This is a genomic window from Microbacterium sp. BK668 (assembly GCF_004362195.1).
GTDB lineage: Bacteria > Actinomycetota > Actinomycetes > Actinomycetales > Microbacteriaceae > Microbacterium.
Window position 1 is genome coordinate 1,793,402 of sequence record NZ_SNWG01000001.1, and the last position, 25,071, is coordinate 1,818,472.

At 70.6% G+C, this 25,071-nt stretch carries 22 protein-coding genes and 1 tRNA gene; 15 read left to right on the plus strand and 8 right to left on the minus strand.

The genetic code is table 11. From position 1 onward, the window contains the following. The first annotated feature begins 46 nt into the window (after positions 1 to 46). Genes EV279_RS07900 through EV279_RS07910 form a run of 3 tightly spaced genes read left to right on the plus strand, consistent with a single transcriptional unit; the run spans position 47 to position 3,822 of the window. Positions 47 to 2,275 carry a DNA polymerase III subunit gamma and tau gene (locus EV279_RS07900; RefSeq protein WP_133542360.1) on the plus strand — a complete coding sequence of 743 codons (2,229 nt, stop codon included), beginning with the start codon at positions 47 to 49 and terminating at the stop codon, positions 2,273 to 2,275. A 3-nt stretch (positions 2,276 to 2,278) separates the two neighbouring features. Further along, positions 2,279 to 2,872 carry a recombination mediator RecR gene (gene recR, locus EV279_RS07905; protein WP_133542362.1) on the plus strand — a complete coding sequence of 198 codons (594 nt, stop codon included), beginning with the start codon at positions 2,279 to 2,281 and terminating at the stop codon, positions 2,870 to 2,872. After that, positions 2,869 to 3,822 carry a DMT family transporter gene (locus EV279_RS07910; protein ID WP_243728483.1) on the plus strand — a complete coding sequence of 318 codons (954 nt, stop codon included), beginning with the start codon at positions 2,869 to 2,871 and terminating at the stop codon, positions 3,820 to 3,822. Before recR ends, EV279_RS07910 begins: the two co-directional genes overlap by 4 nt. Positions 3,823 to 3,884: 62 nt before the next feature. Here the strand turns inward: EV279_RS07910 and EV279_RS07915 are convergent, their stop codons facing one another. Further along, positions 3,885 to 4,142: a hypothetical protein gene (locus EV279_RS07915; RefSeq protein ID WP_133542364.1), complete on the minus strand. Its 258-nt coding sequence runs from the start codon at positions 4,140 to 4,142 to the stop codon at positions 3,885 to 3,887. 228 nt (positions 4,143 to 4,370) lie between these two features. Here EV279_RS07915 and EV279_RS07920 point away from each other — a divergent pair, with 228 nt between their 5' ends. Continuing rightward, entirely contained in the window at positions 4,371 to 5,657 is a 1,287-nt protein-coding gene (locus EV279_RS07920) for an aspartate kinase (protein WP_133542366.1), read from the plus strand. A 295-nt stretch (positions 5,658 to 5,952) separates the two neighbouring features. On the opposite strand, the gene coaBC is transcribed toward EV279_RS07920, so the two are convergent. Continuing rightward, positions 5,953 to 7,170, minus strand: coding sequence for a bifunctional phosphopantothenoylcysteine decarboxylase/phosphopantothenate--cysteine ligase CoaBC (gene coaBC, locus EV279_RS07925; protein ID WP_133542368.1), 1,218 nt, complete (start codon positions 7,168 to 7,170; stop codon positions 5,953 to 5,955). 92 nt (positions 7,171 to 7,262) lie between these two features. Here coaBC and EV279_RS07930 point away from each other — a divergent pair, with 92 nt between their 5' ends. The 5 genes from EV279_RS07930 to EV279_RS07950 all read left to right on the plus strand — a co-directional run bounded on the left by EV279_RS07930 (position 7,263) and on the right by EV279_RS07950 (position 11,905). Then, complete coding sequence (locus EV279_RS07930; protein WP_133542370.1) at positions 7,263 to 8,036, plus strand: NRDE family protein; 774 nt, start codon at positions 7,263 to 7,265, stop codon at positions 8,034 to 8,036. 105 nt (positions 8,037 to 8,141) lie between these two features. Continuing rightward, complete coding sequence (locus tag EV279_RS07935) at positions 8,142 to 9,218, plus strand: aspartate-semialdehyde dehydrogenase (RefSeq protein WP_133542372.1); 1,077 nt, start codon at positions 8,142 to 8,144, stop codon at positions 9,216 to 9,218. 95 nt (positions 9,219 to 9,313) lie between these two features. After that, on the plus strand, positions 9,314 to 10,786 hold the full coding sequence (locus tag EV279_RS07940) for a malate:quinone oxidoreductase (RefSeq protein ID WP_133542374.1): 1,473 nt from the start codon (positions 9,314 to 9,316) through the stop codon (positions 10,784 to 10,786). Between the two features lie 10 nt (positions 10,787 to 10,796). Then, positions 10,797 to 11,222 carry a pyrimidine dimer DNA glycosylase/endonuclease V gene (locus EV279_RS07945; RefSeq protein WP_133542376.1) on the plus strand — a complete coding sequence of 142 codons (426 nt, stop codon included), beginning with the start codon at positions 10,797 to 10,799 and terminating at the stop codon, positions 11,220 to 11,222. A 35-nt stretch (positions 11,223 to 11,257) separates the two neighbouring features. Next, a complete protein-coding gene (locus EV279_RS07950; protein ID WP_133542378.1) occupies positions 11,258 to 11,905 on the plus strand; it encodes a thymidine kinase in 648 nt (215 codons plus the stop codon). Between the two features lie 6 nt (positions 11,906 to 11,911). On the opposite strand, the gene EV279_RS07955 is transcribed toward EV279_RS07950, so the two are convergent. Then, entirely contained in the window at positions 11,912 to 12,757 is an 846-nt protein-coding gene (locus EV279_RS07955) for a DUF1295 domain-containing protein (protein ID WP_133542380.1), read from the minus strand. A 112-nt stretch (positions 12,758 to 12,869) separates the two neighbouring features. Between EV279_RS07955 and EV279_RS07960 the strand changes: the two genes are divergently transcribed. Together EV279_RS07960 and EV279_RS07965 are read left to right on the plus strand one after the other, a co-directional pair. Then, complete coding sequence (locus EV279_RS07960) at positions 12,870 to 13,589, plus strand: GntR family transcriptional regulator (RefSeq protein WP_243728484.1); 720 nt, start codon at positions 12,870 to 12,872, stop codon at positions 13,587 to 13,589. A 13-nt stretch (positions 13,590 to 13,602) separates the two neighbouring features. Next, entirely contained in the window at positions 13,603 to 14,883 is a 1,281-nt protein-coding gene (locus EV279_RS07965) for an alpha-hydroxy acid oxidase (RefSeq protein WP_133542384.1), read from the plus strand. A 219-nt stretch (positions 14,884 to 15,102) separates the two neighbouring features. On the opposite strand, the gene EV279_RS07970 is transcribed toward EV279_RS07965, so the two are convergent. The 4 genes from EV279_RS07970 to EV279_RS07985 all read right to left on the minus strand — a co-directional run bounded on the left by EV279_RS07970 (position 15,103) and on the right by EV279_RS07985 (position 19,643). Beyond that, entirely contained in the window at positions 15,103 to 15,882 is a 780-nt protein-coding gene (locus EV279_RS07970; RefSeq protein WP_133542386.1) for an HAD-IIB family hydrolase, read from the minus strand. Positions 15,883 to 15,952: 70 nt separating this feature from the next. After that, a tRNA-Pro gene (locus EV279_RS07975) sits at positions 15,953 to 16,026 on the minus strand. Between the two features lie 78 nt (positions 16,027 to 16,104). Then, complete coding sequence (locus EV279_RS07980; protein WP_133542388.1) at positions 16,105 to 17,046, minus strand: metallophosphoesterase; 942 nt, start codon at positions 17,044 to 17,046, stop codon at positions 16,105 to 16,107. Continuing rightward, positions 17,043 to 19,643 (minus strand): transglycosylase domain-containing protein, encoded by a 2,601-nt coding sequence (locus tag EV279_RS07985; protein WP_133542390.1) that lies wholly within the window; start codon positions 19,641 to 19,643, stop codon positions 17,043 to 17,045. Before EV279_RS07985 ends, EV279_RS07980 begins: the two co-directional genes overlap by 4 nt. 122 nt (positions 19,644 to 19,765) lie before the next feature. Here EV279_RS07985 and EV279_RS07990 point away from each other — a divergent pair, with 122 nt between their 5' ends. Beyond that, positions 19,766 to 19,978, plus strand: coding sequence for a hypothetical protein (locus EV279_RS07990; protein ID WP_133542392.1), 213 nt, complete (start codon positions 19,766 to 19,768; stop codon positions 19,976 to 19,978). Then, entirely contained in the window at positions 19,975 to 20,451 is a 477-nt protein-coding gene (locus EV279_RS07995) for a RidA family protein (RefSeq protein WP_133542394.1), read from the plus strand. Before EV279_RS07990 ends, EV279_RS07995 begins: the two co-directional genes overlap by 4 nt. Before the next feature lie 66 nt (positions 20,452 to 20,517). Here the strand turns inward: EV279_RS07995 and acs are convergent, their stop codons facing one another. Then, positions 20,518 to 22,488, minus strand: a complete 1,971-nt coding sequence (gene acs, locus EV279_RS08000) for an acetate--CoA ligase (RefSeq protein ID WP_133542396.1) — start codon at positions 22,486 to 22,488, stop codon at positions 20,518 to 20,520. A gap of 409 nt (positions 22,489 to 22,897) precedes the next feature. On the opposite strand from acs, the gene EV279_RS08005 reads away from it, so the two are divergent. After that, positions 22,898 to 24,139 carry a TadA family conjugal transfer-associated ATPase gene (locus EV279_RS08005; protein ID WP_133542398.1) on the plus strand — a complete coding sequence of 414 codons (1,242 nt, stop codon included), beginning with the start codon at positions 22,898 to 22,900 and terminating at the stop codon, positions 24,137 to 24,139. Continuing rightward, positions 24,136 to 25,023 (plus strand): type II secretion system F family protein, encoded by an 888-nt coding sequence (locus tag EV279_RS08010; protein ID WP_133542399.1) that lies wholly within the window; start codon positions 24,136 to 24,138, stop codon positions 25,021 to 25,023. Before EV279_RS08005 ends, EV279_RS08010 begins: the two co-directional genes overlap by 4 nt. Positions 25,024 to 25,071: the final 48 nt, after the last annotated feature.

Sequence of the window (25,071 nt, forward strand, 5' to 3'; positions counted from 1 at the left end):
TCGAGGGGCCCGGCGTGATGTCCGACCTACGCCGTAGGCTGGTGCGGTGACCACCGCTCTGTATCGCCGCTATCGTCCTGAGACGTTCGGCGAGATGATCGGCCAGGCCCAGGTCACCGAGCCGCTCATGACGGCGCTGCGCGGCGACCGCGTGGGTCACGCCTACCTCTTCTCCGGGCCCCGCGGCTGCGGCAAGACGACGTCCGCGCGCATCCTGGCGCGCTGTCTCAACTGCGCGGAGGGCCCGACCGACACTCCGTGCGGCACGTGCGAGAGCTGCATCGAGCTGGGCCGTGGCGGCGGCGGCTCTCTCGACGTCGTCGAGATCGACGCCGCGTCGCACAACGGCGTCGACGACGCCCGCGACCTGCGCGAGCGCGCGATCTTCGCCCCCGCGCGCGACCGGTTCAAGATCTTCATCCTCGACGAGGCCCACATGGTGACGCCGCAGGGCTTCAACGCGCTGCTGAAGCTCGTCGAAGAGCCGCCCGACCACGTCAAGTTCATCTTCGCGACGACCGAGCCGGAGAAGGTCATCGGCACGATCCGCTCCCGCACGCACCACTACCCGTTCCGGCTCGTGCCGCCTGCGGCGATGCTCGCCTACGTGCAGGAGCTGTGCGACACCGAGGACGTGACGGTCGAGTCCGGGGTGCTGCCGCTCGTCGTGCGGGCCGGCGGCGGCTCGCCGAGAGACACGCTGTCGCTGCTCGATCAGCTCATCGCCGGCTCGGAGGGTTCCGTCGTCACGTACGAGCGCGCCGTCGCCCTGCTGGGCTACACGCACGCGGAGCTCCTCGACGAGGTGGTGGACGCCTTCGCGGCGACGGATGCCTCGGCGGCCTTCGCGGCGATCGACCGCGTCGTGCAGACCGGCCAGGATCCGCGGCGCTTCGTCGACGACCTGCTCGAGAGGCTGCGGGATCTCATCGTCGTCGCCGCGACCGGGCAGGGAGCCGCGGCGGTCCTGCGCGGAGTCTCGGCGGAGGACCTCGCGCGCATGGAGCGCCAGGCCGACGCGTTCGGGTCGGCGCGCCTGTCGCACACCGCCGATCTCGTGATTGCGACGCTGGACGACATGACGGGAGCGACCTCCCCGCGGCTGCAGCTCGAGCTGATGGTGGCCCGCGTGCTCGCCGCCGGCAGCGGAGCCGCGGCACCTGCGGCGGCGGCGGCTCCTGCGGTGGCGGCTCCTGCGGTGGCGGCTCCGGCGCCTGCGGCGACGGTCCCGGCAGCCGCGCCCGAGCCCACGGCTCCTCGCCCGGCCGCCCGATCCGCGGATTCCGCGGATCTCGCCACGGCCTCCACGGTCGCCGAGCGGGCCGAGCGAGGGGAGGCGGCGACGCCGGACGTGATGACCCCTCGCGCGGCCGCGGCATCCGTCCCGCCCGCCGTCCCCGCCCCGCTCGAGCCCGCTCCGTCCGTTCCCACGGGGCCGGTGTCGCTGCAGCGGATGAGAGACGCCTGGCCCGAGGTGCTCGGCCGTCTCGAAGACATCAGCCGATCGTCGTGGCTGGTCGCCTCCGCCGCCGACGTCGTGGGGCTGAACGACGACGTGCTCACCCTGAACTTCCGCAGCCAGGCCGATGTCGCCAAGTTCAAGCAGCTCTCGGCGGGGGCCGGTCCCAGCGAAGATCTGCGCTCGGCGATCCTGGCTGTGCTCGGCATCCGGGTGAAGTACATCGCCCGGCACGACGCCGACGGCGGCCACGGCGGTCGGCCGGACGCGCCCACGGCTCCGCCTGCTCCGCCCCGCGCGCAGCGGGAGGCGCCCCGCGCCCCGGCTCCCGCCCGGGCGGCCGCGGCACCCGTGACGGAATGGGCTGTCGCGCCCATCCCCGACGCTTCGACGGCGCGGGACGACGGGCCGGCCCCGGTCGTCCCGGAGGCTGCCACGCCCTCAGGCCCCGCCGTCGCGCAGTTCCCGATCGACGACGAGCCCGAGGAGGCGGCGTCCGCAACCCTGCGGCAGCGCACGGCGACGCTCGCCCCGCCGCGCGAGGGCGATGTGCTCCCGAGGGAGGACGTCGAGCCCTCGATCGAGCACGACGGCGACGACGAGGAGGATCTCGAGATCGCGGCATCCGTCGATGCTCCCGTCCCCCCGTCGATCGCGCCGCCGCTCGCCGTTCCGCCGCGCCAGGTCGGTGTCGGGCGCGAGACCAGGTCGGCGCACGCCGGTGTGCAGCGGTACGGCGAGGCCGTCGTGCGGCAGGTGCTCGGCGCGACGTTCCTCCGCGAAGAGCCCTACGAACCGCCGACGAGGTTCAGCTAGCCCATGTACGACGGCATCGTCCAGGACCTCATCGATGAGTTCGGGCGGCTTCCGGGCATCGGCCCGAAGTCCGCCCAGCGCATCGCCTTCCACATCCTGCAGACCCCGAACTTCGACGTCTCCCACCTCGCCCAGCTCCTCGCCGAGGTGCGGGAGAAGGTGCGCTTCTGCGAGGTGTGCGGCAACGTATCCGAGCAGGAGCGCTGCTCGATCTGCCGCGACCCGCGCCGCAATCCGTCGCTCATCTGCGTGGTCGAGGATGCGAAGGACGTCGCGGCGATCGAGCGCACGCGCGAGTTCCGAGGGCTCTATCACGTGCTCGGCGGTGCGATCAGCCCCATCGCCGGCATCGGTCCCGATGACCTGCGGATCGCCCAGCTCATGCAGCGCCTCGCCGACGGCACCGTGCAGGAGGTCATCCTCGCCACCAACCCCAACCTGGAGGGCGAGGCGACCGCCACGTACCTCAGCCGGCTGCTCACGACGCTCGAGATCACGGTGACGCGCCTGGCCTCGGGCCTCCCCGTCGGAGGCGACCTCGAGTACGCAGACGAGGTGACACTCGGGCGGGCGTTCGAGGGCCGGCGCACCCTGTGAGCGGGCCGGCGGTCGTGGCGGCTCCGTCCCGGTTCACGACGCGGGGTTGGGTGCTCTTCGCCGTCATGGCGCTTGTCTGGGGCGTGCCGTACCTGTTCATCAAAGAGGCCGTCGACTCGTACTCGCCCGCGGCGGTCGTCGCGGGCCGCACGCTCATCGGGGCGGTCATCCTCCTCCCGCTCGCCATCCATCGGGGCGCACTGCGCCCCGCCCTTCGCCTGTGGCCCTGGGTGCTCGCGTTCGGCGCGATCGAGATGGCCGGGCCATTCCTGCTCCTCGGACACGCCGAGCAGACCCTTCCCTCGGGGCTCACCGGACTGTTCGTCGCGACGGTGCCCCTCTTCGCCGCGGCCATCGCGTTCACTCGCGGCGATCGGGGGATGCTGCGACCCGTCCGCGCCGGAGGGCTTGTCGTCGGGTTCGTCGGCGTGGGGATCATCGTCGCCGGTCCTGGGCTCGCAGCCGGCGGCACGACGAGCCTCGTGGCGATCGTCGAGGTGCTGCTGGTCGCGGTCTGCTATGCCATCGCCCCGTTCATCGTGGCGACCAAGCTGAAGGACGTGCCCTCGCTCGGCACGATCACCCTCTCGCTCTTCGCCGTCGGGCTCTTCTACCTGCCGATCGGGCTGCTGACGCAGCACGAGGTGCCGACGATGCGCAGCACGGTCTCGCTCGTGGCGCTCGGCGTCATCTGCACGGCGGTCGCTTTCATCGCGTTCTTCGCGTTGATCGCCGAGGTCGGTCCGGCCCGCGCGCCGCTCTTCACGTACGTGAATCCCGTGGTCGCGATCGTCCTGGGCACCCTTCTCCTCGGCGAGGAGCTCAGCGTCGGCCTGCTCGTCGGCTTCCCGCTCGTCATCCTCGGCTGCTGGCTGGCGGCGACCGGCGGCCTGGTCCCTCGCCGGGCGCGGCCGGGACCCCCGCCCCTCGGCGGAACGCGCAGTCCTTGAGCAGCCGACCGCGCGTCACGACGGACCCGACGGCGTCGAGCGGACGTCGGCGACCGGCGGCGTCAGCGCAGGACCTCGACGAGCGCGATCCGCGAGATGAGCACCGCGGCGACGATCGCCGCGATGGAGCCCACCGCGAACCACGTGACGCCCGGCAGATCGAGCACGGGCAGGATGCCGCCCAGGAGGTAGGCGACGGGCGAGACGAACGCGATCGCGGACCTGGCGAGCTTGGCCCGGTTCGCCGGGTGCGTGTCCTGGTGCCTGCGCCGCGCCGCCTGCCCGCAGAGCGCGTCGCTTGCGGCAATTTGCCTCTGCACACGACCAATCGGCGCAAGTGAACGACGACGCCCGAGTCCACCTGCGGCGAACTGCTCCTGCGACGACCGATCGCCGCAAGCGAGCGGCCGACCGCGCGCGGTCACATGGTCGGGGCGGCATGAGGCCGTCCGTAAGATTGACCTTCGGGCGCGGCATCCGTTCGCCCTCCGCCGGTCGGAGACATCGCACGTCGAGGGGACCGGCGGCGCATCCCGGGGAGATCCAACGTGGCGCTGATCGTCCAGAAATACGGCGGGTCGTCCGTCGCCGACGCGGAGAGCATCAAGCGGGTCGCCAAGCGCATCGTCGACACGCGCCGCGCCGGCCACGAAGTCGTCGTCGCCGTCAGCGCCATGGGCGACACCACGGACGAGCTGCTGGACCTCGCGAACGAGGTCTCACCGATCCCCGCGCCGCGCGAGCTCGACATGCTGCTCTCCAGCGGCGAGCGGATCTCGATGGCCCTGCTGGCCATGGCGATCCACTCGATGGGCTTCGAGGCGCGCTCGTTCACGGGCAGCCAGGCCGGCATGATCACGACGGCCGACCACGGCTCGGCGCGCATCGTCGATGTCACCCCCGTGCGCCTGCGCGAGGCGCTCGACGAGGGCGCGATCGTCATCGTCGCGGGTTTCCAGGGCTTCAACCGCGACACCCGCGACATCACCACCCTCGGCCGCGGCGGCTCCGACACGACGGCCGTCGCCCTCGCGGCGGCGCTCGACGCCGACGTCTGCGAGATCTACAGCGACGTCGACGGCATCTTCACCGCCGACCCGCGCGTCGTGCCGAAGGCGCGCAAGCTGCACGTGGTCTCGGCGGAGGAGATGCTCGAGCTCGCCGCGAACGGCGCGAAGGTGCTGTACATCCGCGCTGTCGAGTACGCCCGCCGCCACGGCGTGCTGATCCATGCCCGCTCCACGTTCAGCTCGGGCGTGGGGACCTACGTGCTCGGCCAGGGGATGAGCCTGCCCGACGGCCAAGAGGGAGAAGAGATGGAAGAGCCCATCGTCGCCGGCGTCGCCACCGACCTGAGCCAGGCGAAGATCACCGTCATCGGCGTGCCCGACGTGCCCGGCAAGGCCGCCGAGATCTTCAAGGTCGTCGCCAAGTCCGGCGCGAACGTCGACATGATCGTGCAGAACGTCTCGGTCGCGGCGACCGGGCGCACCGACATCTCGTTCACGCTCCCGAAGACCGACGCCGCCACGGCCCTGAAGGCTCTGGCCGCGGATCAGTCCGAAGTGGGCTTCGAGAGCCTCGTCCACGACGACCAGATCGGTAAGCTCTCGGTCGTCGGTGCCGGCATGCGCACCCACTCGGGAGTGTCGGCGACCCTCTTCGAGGCGCTCTCGGTCGCGGGGATCAACATCGAGATGATCTCGACCTCCGAGATCCGCATCTCGGTCGTCGTGCGCGGCAGCGACCTCGCCGAGGCCGCGCGGGTCGTCCACACCGCCTACGGCCTGGACGGCGACACGGAGGCCACTGTCTACGCCGGATCGGGCCGCTGAGCCGAGTCGCCTGCGTCGATCTGCCCGGCCCGCCGCCGGTCGCGGCAACTCCGCCTCCGACGCGCGCGACGGCGCTCGCGGCATCCCTTCTCTGCCCGGCGCCTGCGACCCCGACGGTCGCGCCGCGGCGTGGCGCAACGGAGGAGATCGGCCGATGCGAGGGCCGGAACCCCGGGTCCGCTCCTCCGTTGCGCAGATCGCCTCAGCAGCGCCGGGCCTGAGGGCGGAGAGGAAGGATGCCGCAGCCACGCGCGCGCCCGACCCCGCGGCCCCTTTCTCCCCGCGCCCCGCTTGATCAGTCCGGCGCGCCCCGCACGGCGAGGACGGCATCCCAGACCGCGTCCGCGACCTCGCGCTTGGTGCCGGATGCCTCGGCCACGACCTGGTCGTCATCCCCGACCACGATGATGCGGTTGTCGGTCGACTCGAAGCCCGCACTCCAGCCCACCTCGTTCACGACGAGCAGGTCGACGCCCTTGCGACGGCGCTTGCGGCGCCCGCGCTCCAGCAGATCCGCGTCGTCGGCCGGCGTCTCCGCCGCGAACCCGACCACGGTCTGCCCCGGCGAGCGGCCGGCGACGAGGCCGGCCAGGATGTCGTCGTTCTGCACGAGTGCGAGCGTCTGCAGCGGCCCGTCCTCCTTGCTGAGCTTGCGGTCGGCGACCTCGGCGACGCGATAGTCGGCGACCGCGGCCACCATGACGACCGCGTCGGCGTCCGCGGCGGCCTCTCGCATCGCGGCCGCCAGCTCGCTCGCGGTGCCGACGCGGGTGATCTCGATCCGGGGATGGACGGATGCCGCGCCCAACGCCCCCTCGTCGACATGCGCGGCGATCAGGCGCACGGATGCTCCGCGGTCCGCCGCGGCCAGGGCCATCTCGGCGCCCTGCCTCCCGCTCGACCGGTTGCCGATGTAGCGGACCGGGTCGATGGGCTCGCGGGTGCCGCCCGTCGATACCGCGACCCGCACGCCTGCCAGATCTCCGCCGGCCGAGACCACGGCGAGGGCGGCGGCCGCGATCTGCTCGGGCTCCGTCATCCGTCCCGGCCCGCTGTCACCGCCCGTGAGCGGCCCGTCCGCCGGGCCGACGATGTGCACGCCACGGCGCCGCAGCGTCTCCACGTTCGCGGTCGTCGCCGGGTGCTGCCACATCTCCGTGTGCATCGCGGGGGCGACGACCACCGGCGCCGAGGTCGCCAGCAGCGTCGTGCCGAGAAGGTCGCCGGCGAGCCCGGCCGCCATCGAGGCCAGGGTGTGCGCCGTCGCCGGCGCGACGATCACCAGATCGGCCCGCCGGCCGAGAGCGACGTGCCGGACTTCGGCCACGTCCTCGTGCACCGACGTCGTGACGGGGTTCCGGCTGATCGCCTCCCAGGTCGTGATGCCGACGAACCGCACGGCATCGGCGGTGGGGATGACGTGCACATCGTGTCCGTCCGTCACGAGGAACCGCACCAGCTGCACCGTCTTGTAGGCGGCGATGCCACCCGTCACCCCGACTACGATGAACATTCCCCGATCCTCCCATGCTGCGCCGACGCGCGTCCCGGCCCGGGTCGCCGGTGCGGCGCGAGCGAGGACCGCGGAGAAAGCGACGGCAGCCGATGTGCACCGTGATCGTCCACGTGCCCGCGAGCGTCGGCGAGCCCCTGCGACTGCTGGCGGTGCGCGACGAGGACCCCGCCCGCCCGTGGGACGCGATCGGCCCCTGGTGGCCCGAGACGTACCCGGGCGTCGTGGGCGTGCGCGACGTCCGGGCAGGCGGCGCGTGGCTCGCCGCCGACCCCGACGAGGGCCGGCTCGCGGTGCTCCTGAACCGCGCCGACGTCGAGACGATCCCCGACGATGCCGTGCGATCGCGCGGGGGACTCGTCCTCGAGTCGGTCGCCGGCCGTTCCCCCGGCGAGCATCCCCCGACGCACGGGTTCAACCTCGTCGAGGTCGCCGGCACGCGGGTGTCGGTCACGACGTGGGACGGCACGGACCGGCGGGCGGTCCAGCTCGGACCGGGCACCCACATGATCGCGCACGACGATGTCGACGACGCGGCGACGCCTCGCATCGCCCGATGGCTCGCGCCCTTCACCGAGGCTCACACCGCTCCGGCCACGGATGCCTCGGCTCCGGCCGTCGCCGACCTCGACGAGCCGGCTGGAACGCCGCCGGGGGACTGGTTCGCTCCGTGGCTCGCGCTGCTCGAGGCATCCGCGGATCTGCCGCCCACCGACGACGAGGCGATCATCCGCGACAACCGACCGCACGGCTATCCCACCCTGTCGCTCCTGGTCTGCACGGCGACGATCGGACCGGACGGGGTGGAGTTGGCCTACGGCGCCTTCGACGAGCCCGGAAGATGGAACCGCCCGGATCTGGCGTGAATCGCACGGTGGGCGACCGTCTCGCCCACCGTCATGCGGTCGGGCCGCGCAGCCGGCGCCGGTAGAATCGGCGTTCACACCCGCCCTACCTCGAGGACGTTCGTCATGACCCGCATCTCAGATTCCGGACTCTCCGTCGCCGTCGTCGGCGCCACGGGACAGGTCGGCGCCGTCATGCTCGAGATCCTCGAGCAGCGCGACTTCCCGGTGCGCGAGCTGCGCGCCTTCGCGACCGCGCGCTCGGCCGGAAGCGACGTCGTCTTCCGTGGGAAGGCTGTCATCGTGGAGGACATCGCGACCGCCGACCCCGCCGGAGTCGATATCGCCCTCTTCTCCGCCGGCGCGACGGGCAGCCGCGCGCACGCGCCCCGCTTCGCCGAGGCAGGCGCCCTCGTCATCGACAATTCCAGCGCCTGGCGCATGGACCCCGAGGTGCCGCTCATCGTGAGCGAGGTCAACCCGCACGCGATCGCCGCGGCGCACAAGGGGATCATCGCGAACCCCAACTGCACCACGATGGCCGCCATGCCCGTGCTGAAGGTGCTCGACCAGGCGGCCGGTCTCGAGCGCCTCATCGTGTCGACGTACCAGGCGGTGTCGGGGTCGGGACTCGCCGGCGCTCAGGAGCTCCTCGGACAGGTAGAGGGCGTGCTCGCGCAGGGCGACACGCTCCGTCTCGTGCACGACGGCTCGGCGGTGGACTTCCCCGAGCCCGAGAAGTACATCGCGCCGATCGCTTTCGACGTCATCCCCTTCGCGGGCAACCTCGTCGACGACGGGCTGAACGAGACCGACGAGGAGAAGAAGCTCCGTAACGAGAGCCGCAAGATCCTGGAGCTGCCCGACCTCCGCGTCGCCGGCACGTGCGTGCGCGTGCCGGTCTTCACCGGCCACTCGCTGAGCATCAATGCCGAGTTCGCGCGCGAGATCACGCCCGAGCACGCGCGCGAGCTGCTGGCCGGCGCCCCCGGCGTGCGGCTGGAGGAGGTCCCGACCCCGCTGCAGGCGGCGGGAAGCGACCCGAGCTACGTCGGTCGCATCCGCGCGGACCAGTCCGCCCCGGAAGGCAGGGGACTCGTGCTCTTCATCTCCAACGACAACCTCCGCAAGGGCGCCGCGCTCAACGCCGTGCAGATCGCGGAGCTCGTCGCGGCCGAGCGCACCGCCTCCGTCAGCGCCTGACAGCGACTTTCCGCTCCGGCAAGAACCGCGGAGTTTGCCGTGCCGAGGCATCCATCCCGGCATGAGCGTCCCGCCGCGGCGCCTAGAATTGACGGGTGACCGAGACCGTAGACGTCGTGCTCATCGGTGGCGGCATCATGAGCGCCACCCTGGGTACCCTCCTCTCCGAATTGCAGCCCGACTGGAAGATCGTCGTCTACGAACGGCTGAGTGACGTCGCGCTCGAGAGCTCCAACGCATGGAACAATGCCGGCACAGGCCACGCCGCCCTGTGCGAGCTCAACTACATGCCGGAGGGGCCCGACGGGAAGCTCGACCCGGCCAAGGCGATCTCGATCAACGAGCAGTTCCAGCAGAGCCGTCAGTTCTGGGCGTCGCTGGTCGAGAAGGGCGTCCTCGACGAGCCGAAGACCTTCATCAACTCCGCTCCGCACATGACCTTCGTGCGCGGCGAGAAGGATGTCGCGTACCTCCGCAAGCGCTACGAGGTGCTCAAGCAGGAGCCGCTGTTCGAGGGGATCGAGTACAGCGAGGACTCCCGCGTCATCAATCAGTGGGCTCCGCTGCTCATGCAGAAGCGGCCGAAGGGCGAGCCGTTCGCTGCGACCCGCGTTCCTGCCGGCACCGACGTGGACTTCGGCGCACTCACCCACCAGCTCTTCGACGGGCTGAAGGAACGCGGCGCTCAGGTCATCACGAACCGCGAAGTGCGCAAGATCAAGAAGCTGCGCGACGGCACGTGGACGCTGAAGTGGCGGGACACGATCGGCCGCACACCCGGCTACACCAACGCGCGCTTCGTCTTCGTGGGCGCGGGAGGGTGGGCGCTCAAGCTCCTGCAGCGCTCGGGCATCCCGGAGATCTCCGGATACGGCGTCTTCCCGATCGGCGGCCAGTGGCTGAAGACGACGAACCCCGCCCTCGTGTCGCAGCACAAGGCGAAGGTCTACTCGCAGGCCTCGGTCGGTGCTCCGCCGATGTCGGTTCCCCACCTCGACACGCGCGTCGTCGACGGTGAGGCATCCCTGCTGTTCGGTCCGTTCGCGACCTTCAGCCCCAAGTTCCTCAAGAACGGCTCGTGGTTCGACATCGTCGGCCAGGTGCGGCCGGGCAACATCGGGCCGATGCTCAAGGTGGCCTGGGACAACCCGGGCCTCATCAAGTATCTCGTCGGCGAGCTCCTGAAGAACCACGCCAAGAAGGTCGACAGCCTCCGCGTTTTCATGCCGAGCGCGAAGGACGAGGACTGGGAGTTGCTGCAGGCCGGCCAGCGCGCGCAGGTGATGAAGAAGGACCCGAAGAAGGGCGGCGTGCTGCAGTTCGGCACGGAGGTGGTGACGTCGCAGGACGGAACGATCGCGGGTCTGCTCGGCGCGTCGCCGGGTGCCTCGACGGCCGTCTCGATCATGCTCGGGCTCTTGAAGACCTGCTTCCCCGACCGGATCGGGGAGTGGGAGCCGGCCCTCCGGGAACTCATCCCGAGCTACGGCCAGACCCTCAATCCGCGCCCCGAGGCGGCCGAGGAGACGCTCACCGAGACCGCGGAGGCGCTCGCGCTCACGGCCTGACGCTCGCGCGATGAGGCTGTGGTCGCTGCACCCGTCGATCCTCGACCGCGTGGGTCTGGTCGCATGCTGGCGCGAGGGGCTTCTCGCGCAGAGGGTTCTCGCGGGCGGGACGAAGGGGTACACGCGGCATCCTCAGCTCGAGCGGTTCCGCACCGCATCGGACCCGCTCGATGCGATCGGGCACTACCTCGGCGAGCTGGCGCTGGAGGCGACGGTACGCGGATACCGGTTCGACCTCACCCGCGTGCTGCGCACGCACGCCGTGCCTCCCGGCATCCCCGTGACGCACGGCCAGCTCGCGTACGAGCTCGCACATCTGCGCGCGAAGGTTTCGGAACGGGATGCCGCGTGGCTCGCGCGCCTTCCGGAGGTCGCGCTCGCGGCACCGTCCTTCACCGTCGTGGACGGTGGCATCGAGTCGTGGGAGCGGCCCTGACCGGCCGCTTTCCGGCCCGCCTCTAGACTCGCTGGGTGGCCAAGCTCTACTTCCGCTACGGAGCGATGAACTCCGGCAAGTCGACGGCTCTGCTGCAGGCCGCGTACAACTACGAGGAGCGGGGCCAGCACGTCCTCCTGGCGAAGCCCGCCATCGACACGAAGGGCGCCGACGAGATCTCGAGCCGCCTCGGGGTGACCCGCGCGGTGGACTTCCTCGTCGCCCCCGACGACGACCTGCGCGCGGTCTTCGCCGAGCACCGGAAGCGTCTCATCCGCGAGGCGGCCGCCACCCTGGTGCCGGAGACGAACGACCATCCGGTCGACGTCGCGTGCCTCCTCGTCGACGAGGCGCAGTTCCTCACGCGCGAACAGGTCGACGATCTTCTGCGCATCGTCGTCCTCGACGGCATTCCCGCGCTGGCATACGGCATCCGCACCGATTTCCAGACCCGTGCCTTCCCCGGCTCGCGCCGACTTATGGAACTCGCTCACAGCCTCGAGGAGCTGAAGACGATCTGCCGGTGCGGGCGCAAGGCGCTCTTCAACGCGCGGCTGGTCGGGGGCCGTTTCGTGTTCGAGGGCGACCAGGTCGCGATCGACGAGCTGTCGACCGAGCGCGTCACGTACGAGGCGCTGTGCGCGGAGGATTACCTCCGCGAGTCCGGAGGCCGTCTCGGCTGAGACGCGCTATGCCCTCGCCTCGGCGGCGCGTCGTCGTCGGGGCGGCAGCGGGATGAGCATCGAGGTCGTGCGGCGATACTCGGCATAGGCGGGGTACTTCGACGCCGAGATCGACTCGGTGAAGATCGTCGAGCCGACGAAGAGCACGGAGAGGAGCGCCGCTCCGAGGATCGTCCAGTTGAGTGCGCCGCCCCAGAAGCCGAGTCCGGATGCCACGGCAGCCGTCGCGCCGAGCGCGTAGAACACCCACCACTGCGCCTGTTCGAAGAAGAAGTTGGGGTGGCGGCTCCAGCGGAAGAGTCCGGTCGTGACGAAGCCGGGCTCGAGGTGCCCGCCCGCGGCCCGCTTCGCGCGGTGGAAGTCCCACTGCTGCTGATCCGCCACCGTCTCGCCGATGAGGAAGGCGACGAAGAGCGCCGAGAACGCGGCATCCCCTCCCGTGAAGGACGACGGAGCCTGCCAGGCCACGTATGCGGGAAGGGTGATGAGCACGAGGAGCGCGTTCTGGTAGAGCACGATGAAGAACAGGTTGAAGAGCTGGAACTGCCAGCTCTTCATGCGGGCGCGCAGGATCGCCCAGCGGTAGTCCTCCATGCCCGTGTACCCGCCCTTCCGAGCGAAGTTGAACGTGAGCCGCACGCCCCACGCCGTCACGAGCACCGCCATCACGAGAAGCCGGACGGGGTCGTCGCCGTCGAGGACCGCCGAAGCGGCGAAGATCCACACGTAGACGACCGGGACGATCGACCACATCCGGTCGACCCACGACGTGTCGTGCGTGACCAGCGATGCGATCCAGGAGAAGGCGCACGCGACGGCGGCGACGGCCAGGACAAGGGCGAGCGGGTCCATGGCGATCAGACTACGACCCGGCCCGATCCCGCGGTGGGTGGACTCCCGCGTCTCCTTCACGAGGACTGACCGCGGGTGTAGTGTGGTCGGACCACATCGACGAGGAGCATCCGTGGAGGCACACACCGACATCCCGCCCGCGCGGGCGTGGCGTGTCGTGCTCGAGAAGATCGAGAGCGATCTGCTGGACGGACGCCTCGCGCCGGGCGACCGGCTGCCGCCGGAGCGCGAGCTCGCCGCGACGCTCGGCGTCGGCCGATCGAGTGTCCGCGAGGCTCTGCGCGTGCTCGAGGTCATGGGCCTCATCCGCACGGGGACGGGTTCGGGTCCGACATCGGGCGCGATCATCATCGCGACGCCTCGAGGCGGTCTCGCCGCGCTCCTGCGGCTGCAGGTCGCTGCCCAGGCGTTCCCGCTCTCCGATGTCGTCGCGACGCGTCTCCTCCTCGAGCAGTGGGTCGTCGCCACTCTCGCCACCGACGGGTCGCATGACCTCTTCGATGTGCGCACGACCCTCGCGGCGATGGATGACTCCACGCTGACAGCCCAGGAGTTCCTGGCGCTTGACGCGCAGTTCCACCTGGGCCTCGCGGAGGCCTCGGGCAACGCGGTCGTCGCGGCGTCGATGGCCGGGCTGCGCACCGCGATCGAGACGTACGTCCAGGCCGGTGCGAAGCGCATCGAGGACTGGGATGCCGCGGCCGACGGACTCCGGCGGGAGCATCGCGCGATCCTTCAGGCGGTCGATGCGGGCGAGTCCGATCTCGCCCGCTCGCTCGTCCACGACCACATCACCGGCTACTACGCGGCCGCGGGTCTGACCCGCAGCTGACGGAAGGACTCCCATGGTTCAGCGACAGCTGCCCGTTCCGTCCGAGCTCTTCGAGCTTCTGAAGTTCAAGGCGCCCGACCTCAACGGCAAGCGGCGCCGATTGGCCGGCGCCCTGACGATCGCCGATCTGCGCCTCATCGCCAAGCGCCGCACCCCCAAGGCGGCCTTCGACTACACCGACGGGGCCGCCGAGGGCGAGCTCTCGCTTGCGCGGGCCCGCCAGGCCTTCGAGGATGTCGAGTTCCACCCGAGCATCCTCCAGCCCGCCGAGAGCGTCGACACGTCGACCACGATCCTCGGCGGCCCCTCGGCCCTTCCCTTCGGCATCGCGCCCACCGGGTTCACGCGCCTCATGCAGACCGAGGGCGAGATCGCCGGCGCCTCTGCCGCCGGCGCCGCCGGCATCCCCTTCACGCTCTCGACGCTCGGCACGACCTCGATCGAGGACGTCCGGGCGGCCAACCCCACGGGACGCAACTGGTTCCAGCTCTACGTCATGCGGGACCGCGACATCTCGTACGGACTCGCCCGCCGGGCCGCCGCGGCCGGCTTCGACACGATCATGTTCACCGTCGACACGCCCGTCGCCGGGGCTCGCCTGCGTGACAAGCGCAACGGCTTCTCGATCCCGCCGCAGCTGACGCTCGGCACGATCGTCAACGCGATCCCGCGGCCATGGTGGTGGTTCGACTTCCTCACGACACCGAAGCTCGAGTTCGCGTCGCTCTCGTCCACCGGCGGTACCGTCGGGGAGCTGCTGGATGCCGCGATGGACCCCACGATCAGCTACGACGACCTCGCCGTGATCCGCGAGATCTGGCCGGGGAAGATCGTCGTCAAGGGCGTGCAGAACGTCGAGGACTCCCAGCGGCTGGTCGATCTGGGCGTCGACGGCATCGTCCTCTCCAATCACGGCGGACGGCAGCTCGACCGCGCCCCGATCCCGTTCCACCTCCTGCCGAACGTCGTGCGCGAGGTCGGGAAGGACGCCACGATCATGGTGGACACCGGCATCATGAACGGCGCCGACATCGTGGCATCCATCGCGCTCGGCGCGAAGTTCACGCTGATCGGCCGCGCGTACCTCTACGGCCTCATGGCGGGCGGTCGCGCCGGCGTGGATCGCACGATCGAGATCCTCCGGGGTGAGATCGAGCGCACGATGAAGCTCTTGGGCGTCGCGTCTCTCGAAGAGCTCGCGCCGAAGCACGTCACGCAACTCACGCGCCTTCTGCCGCTGGCCGGCGCCCCGGCCGAGGCGACCGCGGGCGGCGCGCCGCGCGTGCGGGCCTGAGCGCCCTGCGCGTGCCGCGCTGTGCGCCGAGGACCCTCGCCGGCCCGAGCGCCCTCGCACGCCCGCTGCTGCGCGTTCTGCGCCGAGCACGCGCACTCATGCTCGAGACCGCGGATTCGACCAGGCTCGATGTGCGAGTCGGCGCAGCGATGTGCGGTTTCGCGGTCCGGAGGCGGCCCGGGCGACCGGCCGAGCGTCCCGCCGACGGGGGAGCGGCGGTCAGGCGGCTTCGTGTGCCCGATGCGGGAGGGTCGGGATGAGCGCGTCGAGGAAGTCGGCCGTGTCTTCCCAGCCGTCGACGGCCTGGCACTCGACGCCCATCGCCAGGACGGGGTAGTCGTTGCCGTCCGGGTCGAGGCGGTCGCCGACGAAGAGCATGTCGTCGAGGGGGATGCCGGTCTGCTCGGCGAGCTGGCGCATGCCGTAGGCCTTGTCGATGCCGCGGTGCGTGATGTCGACGCTCGTCGACCCGCCGGAGCGCACCTCGAGATCGGGGATGCGCTCCGCGATCGCCGCCCGCAGGGTGTTCTTCTTCTCGCCCGTCGGATCCCATGCCTTCTTGGCGTCGAGCGGAGCGCGCTGCCCCAGCGCCGAGAAGGTGATCTGCGATCCGCGGTCCTCGAGGATGTCGCCCCAGGTGTCGGACTCCCAGAAGCCGAGCCGTCGCGCCTCCTCCTCGACAGCGGCGAGGGCGCGGGACTTCTCGTCGTCGGTGAGGGAGTGCGCGTACACCGTGACGACGCCCTGGGGCGTCAGACGGTAGTACTGCGTGCCGCAGGTGGGCAGCAGGTGGAGGTGGGCGAGCGTTTCGGGCGAGGCATCCGGCAGCCTGTCGACGACCTGTGCGGTGAACTGGGCGAGCTGCCCGCCGGAGATGATCGCGACCTCGACACGCTCGGCGAGGGCGAGGAGCAGTTCGCCGATGCGGGGATCGATGACGCTCTTGGACGGCGCGAGGGTGTCGTCGAGGTCGAACGCGACGAGGCGGGGGTGCGGCATTCGTTCTCCAGTCTCTTCTTCGGCTTTTACAGCGAGAGGCTCCACCACAAGTGGTGGAGCCTCTCTGCGGTCGGGGTGACAGGATTTGAACCTGCGGCCTCTTCGTCCCGAACGAAGCGCGCTACCAAGCTGCGCCACACCCCGTGGCAACCCTCCTAGCCTACCTGATGCGCGGCGGTCCTCCGAACCGGGCGCCGCCGCAGGCGGGCCGAGAGCGGGCGGTCACGTCTCGGGGAGAAGGGTGAGGAGGGATGCCTCGGGAAAGCACGCGAAGCGCACGGGAGCGTAGATCGAGTGCCCGAGGCCGGCGCTGACGTTCAGCGGGATCGTCCGGCCGCCGCGCGACCACTCGCTGAGGCCGCGCGCCTGGCGGAGCGGGATGTCGCAGTTCGCCACGAGCGGGCCGACGCCCGGGATGCGCAGCTGACCGCCGTGGGTGTGGCCGCCGAAGATCATGTCGGCGCCGAGCGCCGTGAACGAATCGAGCACGCGGCGGTAGGGCGCGTGCGTGACGCCGATCGTGAAGTCCGGCTCGTGCGACCGCGCGTCGCGCACCTCCTCGATCTGGTCGGGCAGGGCGTCGAGGCGATCCCAGTGACGGTGCGCGTCGCTCACACCGAACGCGTCGATCCGGACCCCCGCGACATCCAGCGACGTCGCCGCGTTGTTCAGCTCGGTCCAGCCGAGGTCGTCGGTCAGGTACGAATCGAGCGCCTGCGTGTCGAGCGGCTCGGCGGTCGGCCTGTGCTTCGACGGCCCGGTGAAGTACTTGACGGGATTGCGCGGCGACGGCGCGGTGTGGTCGTTGGATCCGTGTACGTAGACGCCCGGGATGCCGCGGAACGGCGCGAACGCGCGGCGCAGGCCGCGCAGGCCGTCTTCGTGGCCGAGGTTGTCGCCCGTGTTGACGATGAGGTCGGGCGCGAGTTCGGCGAGGCCGGCGATCCATCGCTGCTTGCGGCGCTGCCACGGCGCCATATGGGCGTCGGACAGGTGCAGGAGACGGAGCGGGGAGGAGCCGGCGGGCAGGACGTGGAGCTCATGGCGCCGGAGGGTGAACAGGTAGCGCTCGATGCCGATGCCCCAGACCGCCGAGCCGACGGCGAGCGCCCCCACCGCGCCGAGCGCGGTGAGGGCGGCGCGTGGACCACCGCCGGTGGTCACCGGCTGCAGTTCTCGCTCTTGTAGTCGACGACGATCGGCGAGTTCCGGTTCACGGCGGAGCTGGCCGGCGGGTTCGTCCCGGTCGCGATTCCGTTGCCCTTGACGCCCTTCTCCTCCGCACAGGCACCCGGTTGCACGTTGCCGAAGCCGAGCGACCTCAGGTAGCTGATCGCCTCGCTGACCGATCTGCCGGCGACGTCGGACGGGACGGTGACGCCGGCGCCGTTGCTCGGATAGATCGTGACGGTGGAGCCGCCCGCGACCCGTCCCGCGGCCGGATTCTGCGCGGCGACGGTTCCCTCGGGCTGCGAGGAGTCGATCGGATCCCCGACGGTCACATCGAAGCCGCCGGCCTGGATCTTCGCCGTCGCCTCGTCGATGGACAGACCCACGACGTTCGGCAGGTCGTAGAGCACCTGTCGGATGAGGTCCTGCTTCGGGCGCGGGAACTCGTCGCCGCCGTAGATCTCGTTCACCGTCCGCATGATCTGCTTGTTGATCCCGTAGCGGAGGTTGTTGAGGGACTTGCCGTTGTACCAGCGCTTCGCCAGCGGTGCCTCGCCCTGCGAGTTGCCGACCCAGACGGCCGTGGTGACCTTCGAGCTCGACTCGACGAGCCACGTCTGCCAGGCCTCGTGGGTACCGGTCTTGCCGAGCATGGGCGTGCCGTCGAACGGGTTTCCGTCGGCGCCGGTGCCGCCGCGGGCCATGACGCCCTGCAGCGCGTAGGCGGCCGTGGCGGCGATGGTCGGGTCGAGCACCTGAGTGCAGGACTTCTGCGGGGCGAACTCGCGGCCATCCGGGTCGACGACCTTGTCGATCGCCTTCGGCTCGCAGCGGATGCCGTTGTTCGCCACCGTCGCGTACGCCGAGGCCATCGCGAGCGGGGAGACGTTGTCGGAGCCGATGACCTCGGAGGCGACGGTCATCTTGATGGGGACCATCTTCTTCTCGTCGAAGCTGTAGGTCTGAACGCCGAGCCTCTCCGTGACCTTCGCGATGTCGCAGAGGTCGAGCTTCTCGGCCATCGCGAGGAAGCCCGAGTTGAGCGAGTCCTTGGTGAACCGCATGGGAGTGCCGACGTAGCCGCCGACGTTGTTGTAGTTCCCGATCTTGGCCTTCTCGAAGTTCACCCAGTTGCCGTAGCAGGAGTTGGTCATCTTCGGGAAGACGCGGTTGACGCCGTTGAGCGTCTCATTGAGGGACTTGCCTTTCTCGATCCAGTCGAGGAGCGTGAAGAGCTTGAAGGTCGAACCGGCCGGGAAGCCGATGGATCCGCCATATGTGCTGTCACCGGCATACACCAGCGATGAGAAGTTCGGGTCGCTGGCGAGACTCGCGTCCTCGCTGAAGTTGGTGTTCTGCGCGATGCCGAGGATGCGTCCCGTGGATGCCTCGAGGCTCACCGAGGTGGAGCCGAACATCATGCCCTCCATCGACGTCGGGCTGTTGTCGCTGATGGCGGCCTCGTTGACCTGCTGCACGCGCGGGTCCATCGTCGTGTAGATCTTCAGTCCCCCCTGGCGGAGAGCCCGGGTGCGGTCCTCCTGCGTCGCGCCGAAGGCGGGGTCGTTCTTGACGATCGAGACGACGTACTGGCAGAAGTACGCGGCCTTCCCCGTCGAGGCGCATCCCTTCGACGGCGGCACGATGTTCGGGGTGATGGGCTCGGCGACCGCCGCGTCGTGCTGCTCCTGCGTGATCTTGCCGTCGGCGAGCATGCGGTCCAGCACATACACCTGACGGTCCTTCGTCCGGGCGTACCCGTCGGCCGCGCTGTTGACGAGGTTGCCGGCCTGGTCGGTGATCGAGCCGTTCGGCATGTCGATGCGGTACGCGTTCGGGTTCTGGACCATGCCTGCCAGCGTCGCCGCCTGGCTGAGCGAGAGGTCCTTCGCAGCGACGCCGAAGTAGTAGCGGGATGCCGCGTCGACGCCGTAGTTCGTGCCGCCGAAGCCGGCGATGTTGAGGTAGCCGAGCAGGATGTCGTTCTTCGAGTACTTCTGCTCGAGCGCGATCGCGTAGCGCATCTCCTGGAGCTTTCGCTGCAGGCCCTTGTCACCGGTGGCCGTCGTGGCGTCGGTGTAGCACTTCTGCAGCTCCTCGTCCGACTTGGCGTTGCTCTCGCAGCGCTGGACGAGGATGTTCTTGACGTACTGCTGGCTGATCGAGGAGCCACCGCGCGTGTCGCGTCCGCGGACGTTGTCGACGACGGCGCTCACGGTGCCGACGAGGTCGATGCCGCCGTGCTTGTAGAAGTTCTTGTCCTCACTGGACAGGACCGCGTCGTACATCACCGGCGCGATCTGGTCGAACTGGACGGGCGACCGGTTCTGGTCGTAGAACTGCGTCCACTCGACCTCCTGACCCGAGTTCGGGTCGATGTAGATCAGGCTCGAGGGAAGCATGAGCTTCTCGATCTCGAGCACGCTCGGCAGGTTGTCGAACATGGTGATCGCGCTGGAAGCCGCAGCCCCGGACAGGGCGATGGCGGGAGTCACGGTCGCGGTCACGAGGACACCGGCGACAGCGCTCAGGCCGACGAGGCCGGCGAGACCGCCGAGCACACCGCTAGCCGTCCGTTTCGTATCAGGCATAGGGTTGATCGTAAGGGAACTACCTGGCAGATCCCTTGACGGAACGCCCTGCCGCGGCATCCGATCAGCGCGTCATCAGGGCTTTCCTCGTTCATGCACCTCGACCCCGGCAGGAGCCGCAGATGACCACGTGGGAGTACCTCACCACCCCTCTCCTGATCCACAACACCGCCGCGATCCTCAACAACTGGGGCAAGCAGGGGTGGGAGCTCGTGCAGGTGGTGCAGGGCCCGGAGGGCGGCCTGGTCGCGTACTTCAAGCGCCCCGTCGGCGGCGGAAACGCCAACGCGGGTCTGGATGCCGCCGCCGTCGCTGCGAAGCAGTTCGAGGCATGAGCGGCGGAACCGTCTCGGCCCGGCTGGCCGAGCTCGGCATCGACCTGCCGGAGGTCGTGCCCCCGGTCGCCGCCTACGTGCCGGCCAAGGCGCACGGCGATCTCGTCTACACGGCGGGCCAGCTTCCCATGGTCTCGGGCGCGCTTCCCGCGACGGGCAAGGTCGGCGAGGGCCACGGCCTCGTTCCCGGGGCCGACGCGAAGGACTACGCCCGCCAGTCGGCGCTCAACGCGATCGCCGCCGCCGCGGCCGCCGTCGGGGGAGTGGACCGGCTCACCGGGGTCGTGAAGGTCGTCGGGTTCGTGGCATCCGTCCCGGAGTTCACCGGGCAGCCTGGCGTCATCAACGGCGCGAGCGAGGTGCTCGGCGAGATCTTCGGCGACGCGGGCCGCCACGCCCGTTCGGCGGTCGGGGTCCCGGTGCTGCCGCTGGACAGCCCGGTCGAGGTCGAGGTGGTCTTCAGCTTCGCCTGACCCCCGGCCGCGGCCCGCGAGACGCGGGATTGCGCGGACGACGGGATGCCGGGGGCCGGCGTCCGCCTACTTCACCTGCGCGCTGATCACCGACATCACGGCGGTGTCGGCCAAGGTCGTGGTGTCGCCGACTTCACGGCCCTCCGCGACATCGCGCAGCAGGCGCCGCATGATCTTCCCGGAGCGGGTCTTGGGGAGCTCGCCGACGATGTAGACGTCTCGCGGGCGGGCGATCGGGCCGATCTGCTCGCCGACCCAGGAGCGCAGACCCTGCGCGAGGCCCTCGGCCGAGTGCTCCTTGAGGTAGCTCTCCTTGATGATGACGAAGGCCACCACCGCCTGCCCCGTGGTCTCGTCGGAGGCGCCGACGACGGCCGCCTCGGCCACCGCCTCGTTCCCCACGAGCGACGACTCGATCTCGGTCGTCGAAAGCCGGTGACCCGACACGTTCATGACGTCGTCGACGCGGCCGAGCAGCCACACGTCGCCGTCGTCGTCGAGACGGGCGCCGTCGCCGGCGAAGTAGTAGCCCTGCGAGGCGAACTTGTCCCAGTACGTCTCCTTGAAACGCTCGGGGTCGCCCCAGATTCCGCGGAGCATGCTCGGCCACGGCTCGGTGACCACGAGCAGTCCGCCGTTGCCGTTGCCCACGTGCTGCCCGTCCTCGTCGACGACATCGACCGAGATGCCGGGAAGCGGCACCTGCGCGCTGCCGGGCTTCGTCTCCGTGACCCCCGGAAGCGCCGAGATCATGATCGCGCCGGTCTCCGTCTGCCACCACGTGTCGACGATCGGGGCCGTCTTGCCGCCGATGATCTTGCGGTACCACATCCACGCCTCGGGGTTGATGGGCTCGCCCACCGAGCCGAGCAGGCGCAGCGACGACAGGTCGAACTGCTTCGGAACGGAGCGTCCGATCTTCATGAAGGAGCGGATCGCCGTCGGGGCCGTGTAGAGGACCGTGACGCCGTACTTCTGCACGATCTCCCACCATCGGCCCGGATGCGGCGTGTCCGGCGTGCCCTCGTAGATCACCTGCGTCGCACCGTTCGCGAGAGGTCCATACGTCACGTAGGTGTGACCCGTGATCCAGCCGATGTCGGCCGTGCACCAGTAGACGTCGCTCGCCGGGTGGATGTCGTGGACGACCTGGTTCGTGAACGCCGCCTGGGTGAGGTAGCCGCCGGAGGTGTGGAGGATGCCCTTCGGCTTTCCCGTCGTGCCGGACGTGTACAGGATGAAGAGCGGGTTCTCGGCGCCGAAGGCCTGCGCCTCGTGCACGCTCGACGCCTGCGGCACCACATCGTGCCACCAGATGTCGCGGCCGTGGGTCCACTCGACGTCGTTGCCGCCGCGCTTGACGACGAGGACTTTCTCGACCGTCTCCTGAGCGCCCGAGCCGTTCCGATCGGCGAGGGCGAGGTCCACCGCCGGCTTGAGCGGCGAGACCTTGCCCTTCCGGTACCCCCCGTCGGCGGTGATGACGACCTTCGCGCCGGCGTCGTCGATGCGGAAGCGCAGGCTGTCGGCCGAGAAGCCGCCGAAGACGACGGAGTGGATCGCGCCGATGCGCACGACGGCGAGCATCGCCGCGATCGCCTCGGGGATCATCGGCATGTAGATCGCCACGCGGTCGCCTTCGCCGACGCCGAGGTCTGTGAGCACGTTCGCCAGCCGCTTGACCTCGTCGGTGAGCTCGGCGTACGTCACGCGGCGGTCATCGCCCTGCTCGCCCTCCCACAGCAGCGCGATCCGGTCGCCGTGGCCCCCCTCGACATGACGGTCGAGACAGTTGTAGGCGATGTTCAGCTCTCCGTCGGCGAACCACTTGGCGAAGGGCGGAGTCGTCCAGTCCAGCACTTCGGTGAACGGCGTGTGCCAGTGCAGGAGCCGCCGCGCCTGATCGGCCCAGAACGCCTCGCGATCCGCCTGAGCCTCCTCGTACAGCTCGGCGGTCGCCACCGCGTCGGCCGCGAACTCCGCCGGGGGTGCGAAACGGCGGGTCTCGTCGAGGAGGTGGTCGATCTGGCTGCTCATGCGGCGCGCTCCTTTGCGGGATGGGACGGAGGGTCGGATGCCGCAAGCAATCTACTGGCGGCCGGGAGGTCCCACTACCTCCGACAGAAGGTGACCCGAAGATGTGAGAACTCTCATCGATATATCACGCGGACCGCGATCGGGTTTGTTTGGAAGGTTGCGTCGAGTTGCGTATGCTCATCCACGGCCGAACTTCGATTCTGGCATTGCGGCACCCGACGCACCCCCCGAACTGCGGTGTCGCGCGCGGCGGCATCCCATTCCCCCCATGGGATGCCGCCCCTGTTTTCGGCGGGTTCACGCTCATCGGCGACGGGCCGTCCTCCACAACCACAGGCTCCGAACCGGTTCTGCACCGTTGCAGCGGAGGCGCCGCTCCTCCGCCGGCGACACGCATAGCTTCGTGCGCATGCCCCCGCCGTTCGTCGTCTCGCCTCGCACGCCGGCGTCCTCGGACGCCGCCCGGGAGCCGAGCTCGACGGCGACGCCGGCTGCCGCGGGGGAGCGGTTCGCCGTGCGCCGGTCGCCGGATCGCGGCGGCGATGGGGGTGAGCGAGCGGGTGGGAGTGCTCCACTGCCGATCGGCGACCCCCTGCCGGCACTTCCGCTGGCCGACCCGCCGAACGGTCCGGCTGACCTCGCTCCGGCTGCGGATCGCGTTCAGCCGTCAGCCCTCGGCCGGATCGCCGATGCGGCCCTCATCCCCGCCTTCCAGCGCGTACTCGACCCGGCCCTCGACCCGGTGGCCGCGATCCTCCAGGACCCGCGGGTCACGGACCTCTTCATCAACGGCGATGCCGGCCTCTTCGTCGATCGCGGCGAGGGCGCCGAGCGCGAGGCGGCCTGGCGGGCAACCGAGCCGGAGGTGCGCGAGCTGGCCGTCCGACTCATCGGGGCGGGCGGCCGTCACCTCGATGACGCCGCCCCCTGCGTCGACGTGCGGATCGACGGCGGGATCCGCATCCACGCGGTGCTGCCGCCGGTCTCGCCCTCGGGCACGCTCATCTCCATCCGGGTGCCGCGGCTGGAGGCTCCGAGCCTCGACGAGCTCCAGTCGCGCGGCATGTTCGATGCCGCCGCCCGCCGTCGTCTCGACGCCGCGGTCCGGCGCCGCGAGAACCTCCTCGTCACCGGTGCCGCGGGGGCGGGCAAGACGACGCTGCTCGCCGCGCTGCTCGCCCACGCTGCGGCGTCCGACCGGATCGTCACCATCGAGGATGTCGCGGAGCTGCGGATCCCGCACCCGCATCATGTGCGCCTCGAGGCGCGGCAGCCGAATCTCGAGGGGGTCGGCGGCATCGGACTCGCACGTCTGGTCCGCGAGGCGCTGCGCATGCGGCCGGATCGGCTCGTGGTCGGCGAGTGCCGCGGAGAGGAGGTGCGAGAGCTCCTCGCCGCTCTCAACACGGGGCACGACGGGGGAGCGGGCACCCTCCACGCCAACGGGCTGCACGAGGTCGCCGCGCGGCTGGAGTCCCTCGGTGCGCTGGCGGGACTGGACGACCGTGCCCTCGCGCGCCAGGTCGTGAGCGCGATCGGCGTCGTGCTCCACGTCTCGCGCGTGAGCGGCGGCGCCCGCCGGCTGTCGGCCGTGGGGCGACCCGTCCTCGACAGGGCGGGACGCCTCACGATCGAGGAGGTGCAGGAGTGAGACGACGAACCGCGCGGGCCGCGCCCTCCGCCGACGAAGCCGCCTCGACCGTGCTGCGCCTCGCGGTTCTCCTGCAGGCCGGGCTGGCCCCCGCTCGGGCCTGGGCGGTCGCCGCCGACTCCGGCGACCGAGTGGCCGGACGCATCCATGCCGCCTTCCAGGACGGCGACGCCCTCTCGGCCGCCATCGCCCGGCAGGGAGGCGCCTGGACGAGCGTCGGCGCGGCGTGGACGATCGCCACGACGGTGGGGGCTCCGCTCGCGGACTCGCTCCGCTCCATCGCCGCTGCCCTGCGGGATGCTCAGGAGACGTCCGACGACATCCGCGTCACGCTCGCCGAGCCGGCAGGCACGGCTCGGCTGCTGACCTGGCTTCCTCTGGCCGCGATAGCGCTCGGGGCCGCGCTCGGCTTCGACACCTTCGCCACCCTCGTGACCGAGCCGCTCGGACTGGCCTGCCTCGCCGCCGGCGGACTCCTCCTCGTGGTGGCCCACCGCTGGACGTCCGCTCTCGTCCGCAAGGCGCAACCCGAGCCCGGGATTCCGGGCCTGGCCGCCGAGCTTTTCGCGATCGCCCTCTCCGGCGGCGCGTCCATCGAACGCGCCCGCAGCCTCGTCGCCGCTGCCGGAGCTCCGGATGCCGACTCCTCCATCGACGAGGTGCTGCTGCTCTCGCAGAGCGCCGGGGTGCCGGCCGTTGAGCTCCTCAAGGCGACAGCCGCGCTTGCCCGCCATCGTGCGCGCGTCGACGGCCGCGTCCGGGCGGCGCGGCTGTCGTCACGGCTGCTCCTGCCTCTCGGAGCCTGCACGCTCCCCGCGTTCCTGCTCCTCGGCGTCGCGCCGATGCTTCTCGGCGTCATGTCGACCATGTCGTTCTCGCTCTGACCCGCGCTCCGCGCCCCCCGCGTGCCCGTACCCATCCACCGCCCTGAA

Bases quoted from the DNA above. Each gene is read 5' to 3' on its own strand.
- EV279_RS07990 (WP_133542392.1), top strand. From the start codon at position 19,766: ATGACCACGTGGGAGTACCTCACCACCCCTCTCCTGATCCACAACACC.
- recR (WP_133542362.1), top strand. From the start codon at position 2,279: ATGTACGACGGCATCGTCCAGGACCTCATCGATGAGTTCGGGCGGCTT.
- coaBC (WP_133542368.1), bottom strand. From the start codon at position 7,170: ATGTTCATCGTAGTCGGGGTGACGGGTGGCATCGCCGCCTACAAGACG.
- EV279_RS07945 (WP_133542376.1), top strand. From the start codon at position 10,797: ATGAGGCTGTGGTCGCTGCACCCGTCGATCCTCGACCGCGTGGGTCTG.
- EV279_RS07995 (WP_133542394.1), top strand. From the start codon at position 19,975: ATGAGCGGCGGAACCGTCTCGGCCCGGCTGGCCGAGCTCGGCATCGAC.
- EV279_RS07935 (WP_133542372.1), top strand. From the start codon at position 8,142: ATGACCCGCATCTCAGATTCCGGACTCTCCGTCGCCGTCGTCGGCGCC.
- acs (WP_133542396.1), bottom strand. From the start codon at position 22,488: ATGAGCAGCCAGATCGACCACCTCCTCGACGAGACCCGCCGTTTCGCA.
- EV279_RS07970 (WP_133542386.1), bottom strand. From the start codon at position 15,882: ATGCCGCACCCCCGCCTCGTCGCGTTCGACCTCGACGACACCCTCGCG.
- EV279_RS07930 (WP_133542370.1), top strand. From the start codon at position 7,263: ATGTGCACCGTGATCGTCCACGTGCCCGCGAGCGTCGGCGAGCCCCTG.
- EV279_RS08005 (WP_133542398.1), top strand. From the start codon at position 22,898: ATGCCCCCGCCGTTCGTCGTCTCGCCTCGCACGCCGGCGTCCTCGGAC.
- EV279_RS07955 (WP_133542380.1), bottom strand. From the start codon at position 12,757: ATGGACCCGCTCGCCCTTGTCCTGGCCGTCGCCGCCGTCGCGTGCGCC.
- EV279_RS07965 (WP_133542384.1), top strand. From the start codon at position 13,603: ATGGTTCAGCGACAGCTGCCCGTTCCGTCCGAGCTCTTCGAGCTTCTG.
- EV279_RS07985 (WP_133542390.1), bottom strand. From the start codon at position 19,643: ATGCCTGATACGAAACGGACGGCTAGCGGTGTGCTCGGCGGTCTCGCC.